This is a genomic window from Mucilaginibacter koreensis, from assembly GCF_054783355.1.
Map to the genome: position 1 here is coordinate 407,240 of NZ_BAAGQS010000001.1, position 20,023 is coordinate 427,262.

Annotated in this window: 20 protein-coding genes; 9 read left to right on the forward strand and 11 right to left on the reverse strand. The window is 41.8% G+C overall.

Annotated elements, in window-relative coordinates; genetic code table 11:
* The first annotated feature begins 71 nt into the window (after positions 1-71).
* A complete protein-coding gene (locus ACYVNW_RS01840; protein ID WP_460678133.1) occupies positions 72-1,211 on the forward strand; it encodes a cysteine desulfurase family protein in 1,140 nt (379 codons plus the stop codon).
* 152 nt (positions 1,212-1,363) lie between these two features.
* Positions 1,364-1,927, forward strand: a complete 564-nt coding sequence (locus ACYVNW_RS01845; RefSeq protein ID WP_460678134.1) for a hypothetical protein — start codon at positions 1,364-1,366, stop codon at positions 1,925-1,927.
* 69 nt (positions 1,928-1,996) lie between these two features.
* Here the strand turns inward: ACYVNW_RS01845 and accD are convergent, their stop codons facing one another.
* Complete coding sequence (gene accD / locus ACYVNW_RS01850; RefSeq protein WP_460678135.1) at positions 1,997-2,842, reverse strand: acetyl-CoA carboxylase, carboxyltransferase subunit beta; 846 nt, start codon at positions 2,840-2,842, stop codon at positions 1,997-1,999.
* A gap of 226 nt (positions 2,843-3,068) precedes the next feature.
* Between accD and fbaA the strand changes: the two genes are divergently transcribed.
* The 3 genes from fbaA (at position 3,069) to ACYVNW_RS01865 (ending at position 5,149) form a co-directional block, all read left to right on the forward strand.
* Complete coding sequence (gene fbaA / locus ACYVNW_RS01855) at positions 3,069-4,148, forward strand: class II fructose-bisphosphate aldolase (RefSeq protein WP_460678136.1); 1,080 nt, start codon at positions 3,069-3,071, stop codon at positions 4,146-4,148.
* 106 nt (positions 4,149-4,254) lie between these two features.
* Positions 4,255-4,758, forward strand: a complete 504-nt coding sequence (locus ACYVNW_RS01860; protein WP_460678137.1) for a low affinity iron permease family protein — start codon at positions 4,255-4,257, stop codon at positions 4,756-4,758.
* A complete protein-coding gene (locus ACYVNW_RS01865) occupies positions 4,724-5,149 on the forward strand; it encodes a GNAT family N-acetyltransferase (RefSeq protein WP_460678138.1) in 426 nt (141 codons plus the stop codon). Before ACYVNW_RS01860 ends, ACYVNW_RS01865 begins: the two co-directional genes overlap by 35 nt.
* Before the next feature lie 64 nt (positions 5,150-5,213).
* Here ACYVNW_RS01865 and ACYVNW_RS01870 read toward each other — a convergent pair whose 3' ends face one another.
* From ACYVNW_RS01870 to ACYVNW_RS01890, 5 genes are all read right to left on the reverse strand, one after another.
* Positions 5,214-6,077: a hydroxymethylglutaryl-CoA lyase gene (locus ACYVNW_RS01870; protein ID WP_460678139.1), complete on the reverse strand. Its 864-nt coding sequence runs from the start codon at positions 6,075-6,077 to the stop codon at positions 5,214-5,216.
* 10 nt (positions 6,078-6,087) lie between these two features.
* Positions 6,088-7,404 (reverse strand): NAD(P)/FAD-dependent oxidoreductase, encoded by a 1,317-nt coding sequence (locus ACYVNW_RS01875; RefSeq protein WP_460678140.1) that lies wholly within the window; start codon positions 7,402-7,404, stop codon positions 6,088-6,090.
* A 102-nt stretch (positions 7,405-7,506) separates the two neighbouring features.
* A complete protein-coding gene (gene secDF, locus ACYVNW_RS01880) occupies positions 7,507-10,479 on the reverse strand; it encodes a protein translocase subunit SecDF (protein WP_460678141.1) in 2,973 nt (990 codons plus the stop codon).
* Between the two features lie 120 nt (positions 10,480-10,599).
* Positions 10,600-11,085 (reverse strand): dihydrofolate reductase, encoded by a 486-nt coding sequence (locus ACYVNW_RS01885; RefSeq protein ID WP_460678142.1) that lies wholly within the window; start codon positions 11,083-11,085, stop codon positions 10,600-10,602.
* Positions 11,086-11,211: 126 nt separating this feature from the next.
* Positions 11,212-12,033 (reverse strand): thymidylate synthase, encoded by an 822-nt coding sequence (locus tag ACYVNW_RS01890; RefSeq protein WP_460678143.1) that lies wholly within the window; start codon positions 12,031-12,033, stop codon positions 11,212-11,214.
* 106 nt (positions 12,034-12,139) lie between these two features.
* Between ACYVNW_RS01890 and ispE the strand changes: the two genes are divergently transcribed.
* Positions 12,140-12,937 (forward strand): 4-(cytidine 5'-diphospho)-2-C-methyl-D-erythritol kinase, encoded by a 798-nt coding sequence (gene ispE / locus ACYVNW_RS01895; RefSeq protein ID WP_460678144.1) that lies wholly within the window; start codon positions 12,140-12,142, stop codon positions 12,935-12,937.
* 11 nt (positions 12,938-12,948) lie between these two features.
* Here ispE and ACYVNW_RS01900 read toward each other — a convergent pair whose 3' ends face one another.
* The 4 genes from ACYVNW_RS01900 to tgt form a co-directional block, all read right to left on the reverse strand.
* Positions 12,949-13,179, reverse strand: a complete 231-nt coding sequence (locus ACYVNW_RS01900) for a hypothetical protein (RefSeq protein ID WP_460678145.1) — start codon at positions 13,177-13,179, stop codon at positions 12,949-12,951.
* Between the two features lie 758 nt (positions 13,180-13,937).
* Complete coding sequence (locus ACYVNW_RS01905) at positions 13,938-14,840, reverse strand: DMT family transporter (protein ID WP_460678146.1); 903 nt, start codon at positions 14,838-14,840, stop codon at positions 13,938-13,940.
* The gene (locus tag ACYVNW_RS01910) at positions 14,840-15,937 is read right to left on the reverse strand and encodes an LptF/LptG family permease (RefSeq protein WP_460678147.1); all 1,098 of its coding nucleotides are present in this window, start codon (positions 15,935-15,937) and stop codon (positions 14,840-14,842) included. Before ACYVNW_RS01910 ends, ACYVNW_RS01905 begins: the two co-directional genes overlap by 1 nt.
* Positions 15,938-17,068, reverse strand: coding sequence for a tRNA guanosine(34) transglycosylase Tgt (gene tgt, locus ACYVNW_RS01915; RefSeq protein WP_460678148.1), 1,131 nt, complete (start codon positions 17,066-17,068; stop codon positions 15,938-15,940).
* A 167-nt stretch (positions 17,069-17,235) separates the two neighbouring features.
* Between tgt and ACYVNW_RS01920 the strand changes: the two genes are divergently transcribed.
* The 3 genes from ACYVNW_RS01920 to rsmG are packed head-to-tail and all read left to right on the forward strand — an operon-like array spanning position 17,236 to position 19,530.
* Positions 17,236-18,315, forward strand: a complete 1,080-nt coding sequence (locus tag ACYVNW_RS01920) for a glycosyltransferase (RefSeq protein WP_460678149.1) — start codon at positions 17,236-17,238, stop codon at positions 18,313-18,315.
* Positions 18,306-18,911: an RNA polymerase sigma factor gene (locus ACYVNW_RS01925; protein ID WP_460678150.1), complete on the forward strand. Its 606-nt coding sequence runs from the start codon at positions 18,306-18,308 to the stop codon at positions 18,909-18,911. Before ACYVNW_RS01920 ends, ACYVNW_RS01925 begins: the two co-directional genes overlap by 10 nt.
* Complete coding sequence (rsmG, locus tag ACYVNW_RS01930) at positions 18,901-19,530, forward strand: 16S rRNA (guanine(527)-N(7))-methyltransferase RsmG (protein ID WP_460678151.1); 630 nt, start codon at positions 18,901-18,903, stop codon at positions 19,528-19,530. The genes ACYVNW_RS01925 and rsmG overlap by 11 nt, the downstream gene beginning before the upstream one ends.
* Before the next feature lie 16 nt (positions 19,531-19,546).
* Here rsmG and ACYVNW_RS01935 read toward each other — a convergent pair whose 3' ends face one another.
* Positions 19,547-19,912 (reverse strand): BlaI/MecI/CopY family transcriptional regulator, encoded by a 366-nt coding sequence (locus ACYVNW_RS01935; RefSeq protein ID WP_460678152.1) that lies wholly within the window; start codon positions 19,910-19,912, stop codon positions 19,547-19,549.
* Positions 19,913-20,023 lie beyond the last annotated feature (111 nt).

The following is a 20,023-nucleotide window of genomic DNA, read 5'->3' on the forward strand; positions in this document are numbered from 1 at the left end:
ACACCGCATCGTTATTGCGAGCGATTGCCAAGCTATCGTTCTCAATAACGAAGTTTATATTCATTACTACTATGACACGTGTTTATTTAGACAATGCCGCTACTACGCCGCTGGATCCAGAAGTATTGAAAACCATGGCCCAGGTGATGGAAAACCAGTATGGTAATCCGTCATCTATACATGCCCACGGCCGCGAGGCACGAACGTTGATTGAAAAAGCACGTAAAACAGTAGCCAATTTGCTGCATGCCTCACCAGCCGAAATATTTTTCACATCGGGTGGTACCGAGGCTGATAATACTGCATTGAAGTGCGGCATTAGCGGGTACAATTTAAAGCATGCCATTACAAGCCGTATGGAACACCATGCCGTAGTGCACACGCTTGAAGCAATGGAAAAAGCTGGTTTAATTAAGCTAAGCTTTGTAAATGCGGATAGTAAAGGAAATATTGACTATACCCACCTGGAGCAATTACTTCAGGAAAACGAGCGCAGTTTTGTTTCCTTGATGCATGCCAACAACGAGATAGGAACACTTACCGATATTGAGCGTATAGGTAACATCTGCGAGCAATATGATGCCATATTCCATTGCGATACTGTGCAAACCGTAGGGCATTACCCGCATGATTTAAGTAAACTGAAAGTGCACTTTATGGTATGTGCTGCCCACAAACTGCATGGCCCAAAAGGTGTAGGGTTTTTGTATGTAAACCATAAGATAAAAATCAACCCCATGATTTACGGTGGTTCACAGGAGCGCAATATGCGTGGCGGTACAGAAAATGTATATGGCATTGCCGGCTTGGCCAAAGCTTTAGAAATTGCCTATGCCGAAATGGATGAACATCAGCAGCATATACAATCTTTAAAAACTGAAATGATTAGCCGCTTACAGGAGGAGATACCTGGGGTGAGTTTTAACGGGGAAACAGAGGCAGATAAAAGTTTATATACAGTATTAAATGTATCTTTCCCTGAAATGGAAATGGCCGATATGTTGCTGTTCAATTTAGATATTGCCGGTATTTCGGCATCGGGTGGCAGTGCCTGCAGTTCGGGCACAAACATTGGTTCACACGTGTTGGGTGCCATCGGTGCTGATCCGGCGCGACCTGCAGTTCGTTTTTCTTTCTCTAAATATACCACCCGGCAGGATATTGATTATACCATGAATAAGTTGAAAGAAATTTGTCTTGTAAACGCTTAACACTAACAAAATATCAACACAAAAGGCAGTATTACTGAGTAATACTGCCTTTTGTGTTGATAAGCAAACGAAAATTCTTTTAACATAAAAGTAAAAACAATTGCTTGCAGCGACAGGTTATTATCATAACTATAACCCAAAAATAATTACCTATGACAACTGTAAGCGAAAATACCTGGAATGAACAGGATGATTTAAAAAATAACAATTATCACTCTACTGATACCGTAACTGGCCCATCTGATGTGGTTGATCCGGATGAAGATGATCTGGACGATGATGAAGACTTAGAAGACGATGATCTGGATTACGATGATGAAGATTTTGAGGATGATGACCTCGATGCTGATGATCTGGATGACGACGATGACCTGGACGAAGATGACGACGGCTATGAGCGTGTAAGTGGTACTCCAACCGCCGATTTATCTTCAGGTATAGCCAATAGCTATGAAGGTGGCGATGACGATGATAATGAAATTCCGGAGCAGCAAGAAGCTGACACCGAAGAGCAAGGCTACGATAGCGGCACCGAAGTGGAGCAGCAGGACCGTGGTGATGAAGGATCCTTCAGCGAGCAAACTGATGTAACGCCACCCACGCCGCACGAGTTCCCGTCAACCGGCACGCATACCGAAACTGATTTTGCCAGCCGTAACCAAGGTCGCACCACCGGCCGGATGATTGGCCACGAGCCAGGCACAGAGGGAATTTAAAACCCGTTAATTATAACAAAAGAAGCCCGCTAATATTAGCGGGCTTCTTTTGTTATGTAAGTATCAAAATTAGTTGGCCATCATTTTCAGGAAAGACGCCAGGCGTTCTTTCAATTCCCTGCGGTCAACAATAAAGTCTAAAAAGCCATGCTCCTGCAAAAACTCAGCAGTTTGGAACCCTTTTGGTAAATCTTTCTTAATGGTTTCTTTAATTACACGGGGGCCGGCAAAGCCTATCAAAGCACCCGGCTCGGCAATATTAATATCGCCCAGCATTGCATAAGAGGCAGTTACACCACCTGTGGTTGGGTCGGTTAGTAGAGAAATATACGGAATGCGTGCTTGGGCCAATAAAGCCAATTTGGCTGAAGTTTTGGCCATTTGCATCAATGAAAACGCAGCCTCCATCATACGCGCACCGCCCGATTTGGAGATCATCAAAAACGGCACTTTGTGCTCAATACTGTAATCAATAGAACGGGCAATCTTTTCGCCCACTACTGAGCCCATTGAGCCGCCTATGAAGTTAAAATCCATACAAGCTACCACCAGCGGCTGTCCGTCTACGGTGCCGTATGCAGCACGGATTGCATCTTTAAGGCCGGTCTTTTTCTGGGTTTCAATTAAGCGGTCTTTGTATTGTTTGGTGTCTACAAACTCCAGCGGATCGCCGGAGCGCAGGTTGCCAAATAGTTCAGTAAACTCGTTATTGTCAAACAGTATCGAAAAATATTCTTTAGAACCAATGCGCAGCTGGTAGCCACAGTAATGGCATACATATTGGTTTTCCACCTGTTCGGTATAGTGTAAAGGGCGCTTACAGTTAGGGCATTTTACCCATAGGCCGTCAGGCGCTTCTTTTTTTTCCTCAGTAGCTGTTTGTATTCCTTTTGATTCTCTTTTAAACCAAGCCATTAGTGTACCTTTTCTCTTTGAAACAAAACGCAAAGAAACAAAAAAATATTCAGCTAATTGTTTTAACTGCGTATTGCATTTTTTAGCTCCACTGATTTTATTTGCAGCGCTTGTAACCCGGGTTAACCAATAGGTGATAACATCAACGCTTTAGCAAAATGAAGTGCTGTTTATGCGTTAACCGGAAAATTGTATACATTAGTGCCTTAAACATTTTTTTAGCTCGATGGATTTAAAAAATTACAAAGGCGTTTTGCACGGCGATCAAGTGCAGGAACTTTTTGAAGCAGCCAAAAAGCACCAGTTTGCTTTACCTGCTGTAAACATAATTGGTACCAACTCTATCAATGCGGTAATGGAAACAGCCAAAGCCGTTAACTCACCGGTAATTATCCAGTTATCAAATGGTGGAGCTCAATTTTATGCCGGCAAATCTTTAGATAACTCTAAATTACAGGCTTGCATTTTAGGTGCGGTATCTGCTGCAAAGCACGTTCATTTGTTAGCAGAGCATTATGGTGTAGCTGTAATTCTGCATACTGACCACGCAGCTAAAAAGTTATTACCATGGATTGACGGTTTATTAGATTATGGTGAGAAGCACTTTGCCGAAACCGGCAAACCGTTGTTTTCTTCTCATATGCTGGATTTATCAGAGGAGTCAATTGAAGAAAACATGGAAATTTCTACCAAATACCTGTCACGCATGGCGAAACTGGGTATGACATTAGAAATTGAGTTAGGCGTAACCGGTGGCGAAGAAGATGGCGTTGATAACAGCGATGTAGACAGCTCACGCCTGTATACCCAGCCAGAAGAGGTTGCTTATTCTTACGAAGAGCTTTCAAAGGTAAGTCACCGCTTTACAATAGCTGCCGCTTTTGGTAACGTACACGGTGTATACAAACCAGGCAATGTGAAACTGCAGCCGGTAATTCTGCATAATTCACAAGAATATGTGAAGCAAAAATTCGGTTTAACCGCTGAGAAGCCAATTAACTTTGTATTCCATGGTGGTTCAGGTTCAAGCCAGGAAGAAATCCGCGAGGCAATTTCTTACGGTGCAGTAAAAATGAATATTGATACTGATATGCAATGGGCATTCTGGGAAGGTATTAAAGATTATTACAAATCAAAAGAAGCTTACCTGCAAGGTCAAATTGGTAACCCCGAAGGCGAAGATTCTCCAAACAAGAAATACTATGATCCGCGTGTATGGCTGCGCAAAGGTGAAGACACCTTTGTAAAACGCCTTACACAGGCATTTGCCGACTTAAACTGTGTTGGTGCAACCGACAAATTATAAGCCGGAATTAAATTTACATTAGAAAACGCTGCTGGATATTCCAGCAGCGTTTTTTGTATAATTTATTTTGCACATTTGATTATATTTAAACGATACAGGAATATTTATGGCTACTAAAAAAGACGAAAATTTCTTTGAGCGCTTTTCCAACTGGGCTACTCAAGCTACCGGCAGTTCGGGTGCTTTTATTTTAGCGCTTGTTATAGTAATTATATGGGGTATAACGGGGCCGTTATTCAAGTATTCGGATACCTGGCAGTTGGTTATCAACACAGGTACTACCATCGTTACTTTTTTAATGGTTTTTTTAATTCAAAAATCGCAAAACAAAGATTCGCGTGCAGTACATTTGAAGTTAAATGAGCTGATTGCCGCGCATGAGGGTGCCAGCAACCGTATGGTAAATATAGAGGATTTGAGCGAGGGAGAACTGAACCAGATACGCGACTATTATATACGTTTATCAGAACTGGCCAAAACCGAAAAAAGTTTGGGTTGCACACACACCATTGATGCTGCGGATGAAAATCACAGCAAAAAAACGCAGCGCGACAAAGATTACATGAAACGATTAGATGAACGCAAAAATCAACGTAAAGAAAGTAAGTGATCCGGAAAGTCTGGAGCAGGTATTTGCCATACGGCGCGAAGTATTTGTAGGTGAGCAAAACTGCCCACCCGAACTGGAATGGGAGTTTGAAGATGAATCTACCCACTTTTTAGCCACTATTGATGATATGCCTGCGGGTGCATCACGCTGGCGTAAAACCGACAAAGGCTATAAGTTGGAGCGCTTTGCAGTATTAAAATCGCAACGGGGCCAAGGCATAGCCCAGGCGCTGGTCAAGGCCGTTTTGGCTGATCTGCCGGCTGATGCTGATTATGTTTACTTGCATGCACAGGTACAGGCCGTTCCATTATATGAAAAATTCGGTTTCGAAAGAAACGGACCTATGTTTGAAGAAGCAGGTATACAGCATTATAAAATGGTAAAGCAATAGCTTCAATTCAACATGTAAAGAGAGTGTTATAGCAATTTATATTAATAACTCACAGGACTCTATTTTATTGATAATACACCTTATTGCTAAATGCCAGCGCCTCATCAAGTCGGCCCATATTGAGTTGTAGTGGTATTTTTTGCTTAAGCAGGTAGTTCACCAGCCTTTCGGTTGCCACATTACCAGTTAATTCATCCTTAGCCATAGGGCAGCCACCGAAGCCTTTTAAAGCCCCGTCAAAGCGTTTACAGCCACTTTGGTATGCAGCTGCCAGTTTAGGTTCAAGCGTGGCCGGAGTGCTGTGCAAATGCAGTCCAAATTCAACTGTACTAAATGTATGAGTAAGTGTAGGGAATAGGCTGCTGATCTGCTCAGGTGTGGCTATACCAATGGTGTCTGATAAAGCCATGATGCTAACACCCGCTTCTGATAATTTTCCCGACCAATCTAATACAATATCATTGCTCCATTCATCGCCGTAAGGGTTACCAAAGCCCATAGAAAGGTAAACAATCAGCTGTTTGCCTTGCTTATCACATAGTTCATTTATAGCTTTTACGGTGTCAAAAGCTGCTGCACAGCTACTATTTGTGTTGCGTTGCTGAAAGGTTTCAGAAATCGAGAACGGATATCCCAGAAAAGTGATTTTTTCATGTTGTGCCGCTTCCTGAGCCCCTCTGAGATTAGCTATGATGGCTAATAACTTACTTGGTGAATTACTTAAATCCAGCCGGCTCAATACTTCTGCAGTATCTGCCATTTGTGGTATTGCTTTAGGCGACACAAAGCTGCCAAAATCAATTACATCAAAGCCTGTTTGAATCAACAGGTTAATATAAGCCGCCTTAATTTCGGTAGGTACAAAATGAGAAAGCCCCTGCATGGCATCGCGGGGGCATTCGGTTAATATTATGTTCGGGTTGCCCATGGCAGGCAAGTTAATCAGTTTTTGGCAAAGGTGCAGGCGTTTCTTGTGGTACTGCTTCGCGTAAAAATCTCCTGATGATTAAGCGGGTACCGCCGTTGTAGCTCATATAGCTACCCAACCATTGTATAAATACCAATACTTTATTTCTGAAGCCTAAAATGGATATTAAGTGAACAAACATCCACATCAGCCATGCAAAAAAGCCCTGGAATTTGATTTTGCCTAAATCGGCTACAGCTTTATTGCGGCCTATGGTAGCCATTGAGCCCAAATCATTGTATTTAAAAGGTTCTGTGGGCTCGTTGTTTACCAGATGAACAATGTTCTTAGCTACGTTCTTACCTTGCTGTATAGCCACTTGTGCTACGCCGGGATGACCTTTAGGGGTTTCTTCAGTTATTACCGCTCCAACATCACCTATTGCAAATACGTTATTAGTGCCATCCACCAAACAAATTTCGTTGGTTTTAATACGGTTGCCGCGTACAATGGCATCTTCATTAATACCTTCCGGAATTACACCCATTACACCGGCAGACCAGATTACGTTTTTGGTGCGAATAGAAGGCTGGCCTTCAATCTTCAATTCGTTACCATCGTAATTTTCCACCTTTACACCCAGTTTTACTTCTACGCCCATCTTCACCAGAAAATCCTTGGCTTTGGCAGAAGCTTCGTCGGACATTGGGCCTAATACTTTAGGTAAAAAGTCTAAAAGGTATACTTTCATATCCTCTTTACGCAATTCGGGATAATCTTTCTGCAATACGTGATTTCGTAATTCAGCCAGCGAACCTGCCAGTTCTACACCTGTAGGGCCGGCACCTACCAAAACAAAGCTCAGGTAAGGTTCACGTTCTTCAGGAGTTGGTTGCAGCAGCGCTTCTTCCATGTTCTGCAATACCAGGTAGCGCAGATTCAATGCCTCTGGCAGCGTTTTCATGGGCATAGAATAATGCTCAATATCTTTATTGCCGAAAAAGTTAGTAGTGGAGCCTGTAGCTATTACCAGATAATCATATGCAATTTCACCAATGGTGGTATCTAAGTAGTTATTGGCAGTATCAATACGGGTAACCTCAGCAACTCTGAAGCGCAGGTTTTTTTGGCCTTCAAAATTTTTACGTAATGAGAAGGCAATAGATTCTGCCTCCAAACTGCCGGTTGCTACCTGATACAATAAAGGTTGAAAAGTGTGATAATTATGTTTATCAAGCAATAATACTTCTACAGGTTGTTTAGCCAGGTGCTTGGCCACCTCAAGGCCGCCAAAGCCACCGCCTATTACCACAACCAGCGGAAATTTACTCTTATCAGTTGTTTGCATACCTGATTAACACATACTTGAAGGCTGTGTTTGAAAAACACCAATAAAAAAGGGCCGCAGTAAGTACCGCAGCCCTTTAAGTTTAAAATAACAGGGTTGAAATTATTTTAGTTGTTGTTTTTTATCAAAATCAATAATTACCGGAGTAGCCACGCAAATTGATGAATAAGTACCGAAGCAAACACCTACCAACAGGGCAAATGAGAAGCCACGGATTACATCGCCACCAAAGATGAACAGTACAATCAGCACGAAGATTACAGTCAAAGCAGTAATAATAGTACGGCTTAATGTGCTGTTGATTGCACGGTTGATAACTACCTTATTGTCTTCGTTTTTAGAGCTTGTAAAGTTCAGGTACTCACGGATACGGTCAAATACTACCACCGTATCGTTGATAGAGTAACCGATTACCGTCAGGATCGCTGCAATGAACGCCTGGTCAATGTCCAGTGAGAATGGCATTACATCTTTAAATATTGAGAAGAAAGATAATACCAGCAGGGCATCATGTGCAGTAGCTACCATTGCACCCAAACTGAACTGCCATTTACGGAAACGTATCAGAATATAAGCGGAGATTACAACAATGGCAATTAATACGGTCCAGATAGCTGAACGCTTGATATCGTTGGCAATGGTAGGACCTACTTTTTGTGAGCTTAAAATTTGGTATTGAGGTGATACCTGGCTTAAGCCTTTGCGCACTTCAGTTTCTACTTTTTTATCGGCTGCAGTAGTATTATCACCTTCCAGGTAGTTGGTAGTGATGCTGATTTTATCGGCACCGTAAGTTTTTACTTCTTCTTTACCTACACCTAAAGTTTTTTCTAAAGCATCACGTACGGTTTGGGTGTTTACGTTTTTGTCGGTATAGCTTACCACATAAGTACGGCCACCTTGAAAGTCAACGCCGTAGTTAAAGCCACGTGTAACCATAGAGATAATACCTGCCAGAATGAATATACCTGAGAAAGCATAAAACTTAAAGCGGTTTTTAACGAACGCAAAGTTTGAGCCTTTAAAGGTATGTGAGCTCCAAGGGTTGGAAAATTTGATCTCCCAATTTTTCTCCAGCATCCATTCAAAAATTAATCTTGAAATTAATAATGAACAGAATAATGAGGTGATAATACCAATCATCAAGGTAGTAGCAAAGCCCTGGATTGGGCCGGTACCGAAGATGTACAGAATTAAACCGGTTAAGAAAGTACTGATGTTGGCATCTAAAATTGAAGATAAGGCATGTTTAAAACCATCAGCAATTGCAATGCGTACCGATTTGCCCAAGGCCATTTCTTCACGCACACGCTCATAGATTAACACGTTGGCATCTACCGATAAACCGAGCGTAAGCACAATACCTGCAATACCAGGGAGTGTAAGCACCGCATGTAAGCTGGTTAATACCCCCATCAGGAAGAATACGTTGATGAATACGGCAACGTCGGCCACAGTACCGGCACGGTTATAGTAAGCCACCATAAACACCAGTACCACTATTAAACCTACCGCACATGAAGTTAAACCTGCGGTGATAGCTTGCTGACCCAATGATGCACCTACTACAGTTTCTTCAACAATGCGGGTAGGAGCAGGCAAACGACCGGCTTTTAGAATGTTGGCCAAGTCATCAGTTTCTTCCTGGGTAAAGTTACCGCTGATAGATGAACGGCCGCCGCTGATTTCGTTGCTTACACGAGGCGCAGAAATTACATTGTTATCCAGTACAATGGCAATGGCACGATTGTCATTTTCGTCGTTAGGGTTACCAGCAGCTTCTGCAGTAGCACGGCGCCATTTGTTGGCACCGTCAGAGTTCATGTCCATAGTAACTTCATAACCACCATTGGTAGGGTTTAAGTCGCTATTGGCATTGGTAATTACTTCACCTGTTAATACAGGGCCATTGTTGGCACCAGATAATTTAACGGCATATAAATCTAAACGCTTGGTGGTTTTGTCGCCAGGTTTGGCAGACCATAACAGCTTTAAGTTTTGAGGGAGCACAGCTTTAACCTCCGGCATATTTAAATAGGCATCAACTTTAGCAGTGTCTTTCTGATCGGCTGAACCTACAGCAGGACCAGGAACCAATACCGGCTGGCCGTTCTGTGAAGCAACTTTAGGAGCTAACAAAGCGAACAACGGATTTTGTTTAGCTAATGCTGCCTGGTTATTGGCGGTTTTAGCCGAAGTATCAGTTGCCGAGTTCTTTTGTACTTTGCTTAATAACGAACCGGCACGGCTGGTATCACCTTTTGGCGTGGTAGCAGCTGCGGTTTTAGCAGTATCGGTTTGAGCTGATTTGTTTTTAGCGGCAATGATAGAGTTTACATTGTTCAGCAGTTGGTAAACTTCGCTGTTTTCGTAAGTGCTGTAAAACTCTAACTTGGCAGAACCTTGCAACAGGGCGCGTACGCGCTCTTTATCTTTTACACCTGGCAGCTCTACCAATATACGGTTGCCGTTTTGCAACTGAATGTTAGGTGAGCTTACACCAAATTTATCAATACGGGTGGTAATGATGTTTTTGGCCTGGGTTACCGCATTGTTAGCTTGCGAGCGCAGGTATTTTTCTACATCATTATTACTGGCGTTAAATTTCAGGCTGCTTTGGTTTTCTTTAGTAGAAAAGATGGGCGCCAGCTGGCCGTTAGGGCTCAGTTTATTAAATTCCCGGATGAAGATGGTAATGTAATCTTCGGGGCTGGTTTGAGCAACCACATCAGCATTGTGTAGCGCCTGGTTAAAAGTTTTGTCCTGATTGTTATCAGACAAAGATTTAATCAGTTCGCTCAGCGAAATCTGCATGGTTACGTTCATGCCACCCTTCAGGTCCAAGCCCAAAGCCAGTTCGCGATCTTTACAATACTGATAAGTGTGGCCGAAAACCGGGTACACCGGCTGTGTTGAAATAGAATCCAGATAGGCTTTTTCTTTCTGTGCATTTCCTTTTGCATACGTAGCGGCGTCGTCTTCTACCTTACGGGTTACCCACGTAAACGAGAGTTGGTACAAGCAAACCAGCGCCAGCAGTATAGCAAAGAATTTAATTACCCCTTTACCTTGCATGGTGTGTTAATGGTGTGTGATCTAATTAATTAGTTTATACGTGTTTTTTTACAAGAGGGCAAATCTAATAAAATTTCGCAATGCTAATGTTTAAATCAAACAAAATAAACACGTTGAGTGTTAGCGGCGTTCGAGGGTAATGAAAGAGTAGGGGAGTGGATTTTTCTCATTGGGTTCAAAGTCTTCGCGGCCAATTTCATTCCACTCAGCGGGGCTGATGGCTGGGAAAAAAGTATCAGCCTCAAACTCCTGATGTATCTCGGTTAAATAGATACGATGAGTTGCTGGCAATGCTTGCTTGTAAATTTGCGCACCGCCGATAATAAAAGCCTCCGCTTCAGTGCTGCACAATTTTAATGCTTCGTTCAATGAACTCACAACCTCGCATCCGTTAAGCTGAAGTGGCTGGCGGGTAACAACAATATTTCGACGGTTGGGCAGAGCCCTGCCAATAGAATCATATGTTTTGCGGCCCATAATTATGGTATGGCCTGAGGTGATATCCTTAAAATGTTTTAAATCGGCAGGCAGGTGCCACAAGAGCTGGTTGTCTTTTCCGATGGCGTTGTTTTGGGCCTTGGCAACTACAATGGAGATGTTGGTCATATATAAATAAATTTTACATTGTCATTGCGAGCGGTAGCATGGCAACCGCTCGTACTACAGAAGCGTAGGTGCCTCCATGCGATCGCCATGTCGTTCTTCCTGCCCATAGCAATAAAACTTGATGCACTATACCGCTACTACTCCTTTAATGTGAGGCCATGGGTCATAGTTCTCCAGTTTGAAATCATCGTAAGTAAAAGAAAAAATATCTTTCACATTTGGGTTGATATACATAGTGGGTAATGGACGTGGCTCGCGGCTAAGTTGCAGGTGTGCCTGTTCAATATGATTGTTATACAAATGGGCATCACCTAAGGTATGAACAAAATCGCCGTAATCCAGATTACATACCTGTGCCAGCATCATGGTAAGCAGGGCGTAAGAAGCAATATTGAAAGGCACACCTAAAAATATATCTGCACTGCGCTGGTACAACTGGCAGGATAGCTTGCCTTTTGTTTCTCCTTTAGCCGCATCCGGCGGCTGTACATAAAATTGAAACAAACTGTGACAAGGGGGGAGAGCCATTTGGTTTACATCGGCCACATTCCAGGCTGATACCATAATGCGGCGCGAATCGGGATTGTGTTTCAACTGCTGCACCACCTGGCTAATCTGGTCAATATGCCCGCCGTCGGGGGTAGGCCATGAGCGCCACTGGTAGCCATATACCGGACCCAGGTTGCCATCAGCATCCGCCCACTCGTCCCAAATACGTACGCTGTTTTCTTTAAGATATTTAATATTGGTATCGCCGCTTAAAAACCAAATAAGCTCATGTATGATGGACTTGAGGTGTAATTTTTTTGTGGTTACCAGCGGAAATCCTTCCTGCAAGTTAAAACGCATTTGATAGCCAAACACACTAATGGTACCGGTACCGGTGCGATCGTGCTTTTGGGCGCCGGTTTCGAGCACATGGCGCATCAGGTCGAGATATTGTTTCATGAAGATTTATACAGCCTTTTTATAAAGGTATGATTATGCAAATAAAAATAATCTAATTTTGAAAACCGAGTACTGTTTAAAAACAGACAAAAACTCAACAATACACATGCTTGCATTTCCCAACGCTAAAATCAATATCGGCTTAAATATTACTGAACGCCGTCCCGATGGCTACCATAATTTGGAAACTGTTTTTTATCCGGTACAAATTAAAGATGCGTTGGAAGTGATTGAGCATTCTGAATTGTTGTTTACCTCATCAGGTATTCCCATACCGGGCGATGCAAATCAAAACTTGTGTCTGAAAGCTTATCATGCGCTTAGGGCCGATTTTGACTTGCCTCCGGTGCATATTCATTTGCACAAGAATATTCCGATTGGTGCCGGGCTTGGCGGCGGCTCATCAGACGCCGCATTTTTTATCAAGCTGATGAATGAAAAGTTTGAGCTGAATCTTTTGGCTGAGCAGATGATGAACTATGCCCGGCCCTTAGGCGCCGATTGTGCTTTCTTTATTAACAATACTCCAACTTATGCTTTCGAGCGTGGGGATCGCTTTATGCCCGTCCCTGTTAATTTGTCTGCTTACTGTTTGGTAATCGTAATGCCACCGGTGCATGTTTCTACTGCAGAGGCGTATCGTGGTGTGGTGCCAAGTCCTTCTAAAAATCTTCTTGATCAAATTCAGCTTCCGGTAGGGGAGTGGCAGCATGTGGTTAATGACTTTGAAAATCACATCCTCGTTAATCATCCGGCAATTGCCGATGTGAAAAAACAATTATATGCGGCCGGTGCAGTATACGCTTCTATGAGCGGGAGCGGAGCTGCTGTATTTGGTATATTCCACCAACAACCCGATTTGTCGTTATTGCAACCGGGCAATCAGGTATTCGTCAATGTTTAATTCAGCTGTGGTTAGGGTTCGCTAATATAGTCTCTGTCTTCATCACTTAGTGTACTGGCGCTATTTAAACCATGACCTTCTTGAGGGTTAGGGGAAGAGGTAGCGTGCTTATAGTTTTTTCTCACCGTTAGCAGCACACCAGCTAAAAATCCGGCTACCGACATAGCCGTCATTACAACTAATTTAGGTACATGTACAGGTATAAACATTAAAGTAAAATCTGCCGACTCTGGATTTTGCATAATGCTAACTGTTGCTATAATCACAATACATAGCGCTATTATAACTCTTTTGCTCATCTCTTAAAGATAACAATTTTAAAAATTGTGAGATGGTTCTATTGACAATTTCAAACTGATATTTTTTCTTTCTTCTTCATTGATGCCATATAGCTTGCTTTAAGCGGATTTTTGAGTTATACATTTTAAGTTGGTTTCAATACACTATTCAAATAAAATTGGTGGAAAAAACACTTCCTAAACCAACTTAAGTTTATTTGGCATAACTGTCTCATTAATAAAAAATAATGTATTAAAATTAGAAGTAAATGTCATATTTACTAATTATATTAGTATTAAAGAGCTTCTCATGCTTTATAAAATTAAATAAACGTATTATTTGATTATTATATTATGTTGATAAAGAGTATATTATGATTTTAATGTGATATGTTAGATTCGATAATGATAGCTTTATTATGCTTAAAATTGGACAGTGTTAGTCAAGATGTATAAATTTAGAGATACACTAAGTCTATTTTTTGAAGAAGCCGTTTAAAGCAGTTAACTATAATGGATGATATAAAGTTATATCTGAAAGGAAAGTATGTTTAGGGCGCTTTAAAATAGGGATCACAAGAATGTGAGACCAAGCATGAATAGTGAATAATTGGAATCAAGTATGGTGACTATGGAGGTTAGCCAATAATTGCATATAATTATTTAAACAACCTGCCAATGGGTTGATGATGACAGGAGTTGAAAATATGGCAAAAGAGAAATTATCTCGAACGGAATTTGTGTAGTTGCTTTTGAGCTACAGGAAATAAGAAGATGGTAGATAAAATAATCCCTGCCCCTATCCAAAAGCCGGATGACATAGTGTGCAGATCGCCAAAAAAGACAAAGGCCATCATGATACCGTAAACAGGTTCGAGGTTAGTGATTAAAGCCACTTTAAAAGCAGAAAGTTCACGCATTACCGATACACCGGCAACATAAGCCACAGAGGTACAAATAGTGCCCAAAATGACCAGGTAAACAATATCGTGGCTTTGAGGAATTACAAAATGACGGAAGCCTGAAGTAAATAAGATTAACAGCGAAAGCCAAAAGAATGCGCCTACAAGTTCGTAGAAAGCGATGACCGGCGCTGCATGGTGTTTCACCTGTTTGGAGTTTATTATGGAAAATAAGCTGGCCAGGCAGGCGCTTAAGAGGCCAGTAATAATGCCAAGCTTGTACTTAACTTCAAACTTAAAAATAAGCACAATACCTGTGATGATGAGTAGCCCGGCCAATATCTCGAGCTTTGATATTTTGGTTTTGTTAATCAACGGCTCAAAAACAGCGGTAAACAAGGTTAGCGACGAAAGGCAAACCAGTGTAACCGAAACGGTTGACAGCTTTATAGCCGCAAAGAACAAGAACCAATGCCCGCCAACCAGCGCTCCGGTTAAAAACAGTTGCAAAAAGGTTTTCCGGCTTACGCTGATGGTGGTTTTGCTGAATTTAAAATATAAGAACAATGTGCTTACAGCAATGAGCACCCGGTACCAAACCAGGTTTTCGGCCGAGATGCTGATCAACTTACCCAAAATGCCTGTAAAGCCCCAGATAAATACTGTAAAATGCAGAATGAGCAGATTTTTGTTTAAACCGGTTTGGGTGTTTTCAGCAGACATTACTTAGGGGCTTTTCGCAATAAATAAAGGCCTAACAGGCCAAATACAATATTGGGTATAAATACGGCTATAATAGGCGGCAATGATGCCTTCAACGAAAACACATTGGCAAATCGATCCACTACTATGTAGGTGAAGCACAAAAATATACCAATCCCCAGGGGTAATCCAATACCGCCCCGTACTTTACGCGATGATATAGATACACCTATGAGCGTCAACACATAAGCTGAAAGCGGGTAAACAAAGCGCCGGTATTTTTCCAATTCCATATTCACTAAAACGCCTGTACCCCTGATTCTTTCTTTCTTGATATTCTTGCTTAACTCGGCAGTAGACATGGCCTGGTAGATGTTGTCATGCCCTTCAAAATCAGAAGGGCGCATATCCAGCACTGTGTCCTTGCTTTTGCCTAAGCCATACTCCATATGTTCATGCAGTCCGTTGATATAGCGTATGCTGTAATCTTTAATCGACCAGTTCTTTTTAAGCGAATCGTATACAATGCGGTTAGCGATCAGCTTTTCTTTCATACTGTCGCCTTCAAATTTTTCTAAAATGAAGTTATAACCGGTATGCATCGTATTGTCATACGTTTGCAGGTAAGCAAACGTTTTTTTATCGAGCTGGATATGTACTTCACTTTTAGTAGGGTCAACCTGGTCAAAATAGGTGTTGGCAAAAATTACGTTTAGCCGGTTTGTATAAGGAATAAGGAAAATATTGGCCAGAAAGAATACAATAAAAATTAAGCTTGCTGAAATAAAATAGGGCCGTAAAAAGCGGTTAAAACTTACTTTCCCGCTCAGGATCGGCACAATTTCAGTTTGATTGGCCATTTTTGCCGTAAAGAAGATTACCGCTAAGAAATTAATCAGCGGCAGCAGTATGTTAGCGTAAAAAGGTAGATATCCGGCGTAGTATTGAAAAACAATAGCTTTTAACGGCGCATGGTATTTCAAAAAATCATCCAGGTGCTCAGATACATCGAACACCACAATGATAACTAGGAACAGCGCCAACGTAAATGCAAAGGTGCCCAGATACTTTTTGATGATATAGGCATCCAGAACCTTTATAAAATTGTTTTTAAACATTTATAAGCGTTGAGCTAATTGTTTAACCATTTTTTCCTTCCAGGTGTAAAACTCGCCGGAGATGATCTTTTCGCGCGCTTGGCCCACCAGCCATAGGTAAAAATGCAGGTTGTGCAGCGAGGCAATCTGCGCTCCTAAAATCTCCTTTGCTGTAATTAAATGCCGCAAATAGGCCTTGCTGTGCTGGGTATCTACCCATAAATCGCTCTCCTCATCAATGGCCGAAAAGTCGTTCTTCCATTTCTCGTTACGGATGTTGATGATGCCATTGCGGGTAAACAGCATGCCGTTTCGTGCATTACGGGTAGGCATCACACAATCAAACATATCAATACCTAATGCTATATTTTCCAATATGTTTACCGGTGTGCCTACACCCATTAAGTAACGTGGTTTGTGCTCCGGCAGTATACCACATACCACTTCTGTCATGGCATACATTTCTTCGGCCGGTTCGCCTACCGAGAGGCCGCCTATCGCATTGCCTTCCCGTTCAAATGAAGCAATTACTTCTGCCGATTTAATGCGCAGGTCTTTATAAGTTGAGCCTTGTACAATAGGAAAAAGTGTTTGATTGTAGCCATATTTTGGCTCGGTGCTGTCAAAGCGGTCGCAGCAACGCTTTAGCCAGCGGTGCGTCATTTCTATTGAGCGCCGTGCGTAGCCATAATCGCAGGGATAGGGGGTACACTCATCAAAGGCCATAATGATATCGGCACCAATTGTGCGCTGAATATCCATGGCCGACTCCGGTGTAAACAAGTGTTTAGAGCCGTCGATATGCGATCGGAAGGTTACGCCTTCCTCTTTAATTTTACGCACCTCGGTTAGCGAATATACCTGATAGCCACCACTATCGGTAAGTATAGGTTTGTCCCAGCCGTTAAATTTATGTAAGCCGCCAGCCTGTTCTAACGTATTTAAACCGGGGCGCAGATACAGATGGTAAGTATTACCCAAAATAATCTGGGCTTTAATATCCTCTTTGAGTTCGCGCTGGTGTACCGCCTTTACCGTTCCGGCAGTACCCACCGGCATAAATATGGGCGTTTGTATAGTGCCGTGATCCGTAGTGATTTCTCCGGCGCGGGCTTTTGAGTTTTTATCCTGAGCAGTTAAGCTAAATTTCATAACAAGGTAGCAAAATTACAACATTCGGGGCGATGCATAGCTTTAATTTTGATTTATTGCCTGTATATTCATTCATTTTTGAGAAATTTGGCCCTTTACTTATACTTGATTTGACGTATCAACCTCAATACACCGAATATATTTTATTAGCCGTTACCGGATTTTTTATGATCATACAGCTTTTTTACCTGCTGTATTATCACCGGCGGCTAATGGTTTACAAGGTGGAAGCGCTTGTTAATGAGCTCATTGTTCCACCCATCTCGGTAGTGATCAGCGCCCGTAACGAAGCCAAGAACTTAGCGGAGTTTCTTCCACACATATTAACGCAAGAGTACCCTGATTTTGAAGTGGTTGTAGTGAATGATTGTTCTTACGATGAATCAGAAATGGTGCTTCAGGAGATGCAAAAGACTTATCCGCATTTAAAATTGGTTACGGTTACTGAGCATCCACGCTTTAAAACCGGCAAAAAGTTTGCCCTTACTATGGGCATTAAGGCTGCTGCACATGAGCACCTGTTGTTCACTGATGCTGATTGTGCACCGGCCTCCAATAAATGGATTGCTGGTATGGCTGCCAAGTTTGCTGAAAATGAACAAATCCAAATAGTATTGGGTTATTCGCCTTATTTGAAAGAGCGTGGCTTTATCAATGCATTTACACGTTTTGAAACGCTTAAAACCGGTATGAATTATTTATCGGCTGCCCTGGCCGGTAATCCTTATATGGGCATTGGCCGTAACCTGGCATACACCAAAACTTTGTTTTTTAGCAATAAAGGGTTTGCTTCTCATATGCATATCCTGGCAGGAGATGATGATCTGTTTGTGAATCAGCATGCTACAGCTGTAAATACAACTGTGCAAATCAATCCAGAAACTTTTACCTACAGCAGGACAAAAAGCACTTTTGGCTCGTATTTCAAACAAAAAAAGCGGCATATGGGAGTGGGGAAATATTACCGCAACCAACACCGCAGATTGTTGAGTTTCGACGCGATGAGTGGGTTTTTGTTTTATGTAATGATAGTGGTTTGCTTGGCACTAAAATTGAACTATATAGCAATCGCAGGTTTATATTTTTCCAGATTGATATTGCAAATTGTAATTTATCAAAATGTGTTTAAAAAACTGCAGGGTAAGGATTTTCTTTGGCTTTTTCCCTTCTTCGACCTGTTGTATTATGTGTATTTAAATGTTTTCGGATTAGTGGGTACGTTTATTAAAACCAAGCAATGGAAGTAAATTCAAATTTTACCGAGAATGCCAAAAATGATTACCATCTGGTGCTAAAAGCACGTGAGGGTGATCAGAAAGCTTACGCAGGCCTTATGCAGCGCTACAAGGATTCTATCTATTTTATGGCGCTTAAAATGGTGAATAATAAAGAGGATGCTATGGATTTAACCGTAGAAACCTTTGCTAAAGCATTTGAAAAGCTGGATAAATACCAGCCCGATTTTGCTTTTAGTACATGGTTGTTCAGGGTAGCTACCAATAACTGCATCGATTTTCTGCGTAAAAAGAAATTAAACACCCTTTCTATTCACAGCATGATGGAAGAGGAGGAGGATAGCCGACCGCTTCAAATTAAGGCAGATGCGCCTAACCCGGAAGAAAGCTCCATTAAAAAACAGGAGTCGCAAGAGTTAAAAATCTTGATTGAAAGTTTGCCGCCACGTTACCGTAATTTGCTTACACTGCGCTACTTTGATGAACTTTCTTACGAAGAAATTGCGCAGCAGCTCGATCTTCCATTAGGTACAGTAAAGGCCCAGTTATTCAGGGCTAAATATTTGTTAGGCAACATTTTAAAAGAAAAGCAGCAGAATGGATATTGAGCTGATACAAAAATATTTTCCCGAAATTACAGAGGAGCAGCAAAGGCAGTTTAAATATCTCTTACCCTTATATCAGCACTGGAATAGCCAGATCAATGTGGTATCACGCAAGGATATTGATTTGCTGTTTGAGCGCCATGTATTACATTCATTAGGTATTGCAAAGGTAATGGCATTTGTACCGGGTACACATGTATTGGATGTAGGTACTGGCGGTGGCTTTCCGGGCATTCCGCTGGCCGTATTGTTCCCTAAGGCGCAATTTCACTTGGTAGATTCTATCGGCAAAAAAATTAAGGTAGTGGAGGAGGTGGCTGATGCTATCGGACTGCAAAACCTCTCTGCTGCCCATACCCGTGCTGAGCAGGTGCCGGGCCTGTTTGATTTTATAGTTTCCAGGGCCGTTACTCAGCTCAAAGATTTCTATCCCTGGATAAAAAATAAGTTTAAAAAGCAGTCGCACAACGCGTTACCTAATGGCCTGCTTTACCTGAAAGGTGGCGATCTCACACAGGAAATCACCGATTCCGGCCTGCAAGTACAACAATACCACTTAAAAGATTACTTTGACGAGGAGTTTTTTGACACCAAGCAAGTAATTTACGTAAAAGCAAAATAGGTTACCCAGCAGTAATCTATTTTGCTTTGTTCCGCTCTGCCAGCAAGATCAATTCGGCAAAATCCGCAATATTTACGTTTCCTTCTTTTACCAGGTAGGAGACCAGGTTTTTGTGTGAATTATTAAAATAGCTTTTCAGCAGCTTTTCAACAGCAAATTTTTTATAATCTTCTTCCTTTATCAGTGGGTAATATACGTGTGAGTTGCCATAGGCTTTATGAGCTACCACGCCTTTGCCCTCCAGTACCCGTACTACAGTAGAAACTGTATTATAAGCTGGCTTAGGTTCGGGCATCTTTGCTATAATATCTTTTACTATCGCCTCTTTTAATTGCCAGAGCAATTTCATTACCTGCTCCTCTGCAGTAGTTAATTCTTTCATTTTATGCAAAAATACGAAACTATCAGTGTAGTTTGGTTAAACTGCGTTGATAGTTTGTAAACTATTTCAATAGTTTTTATGTAATAAAAAGCTACTATTTATATAGTTCAT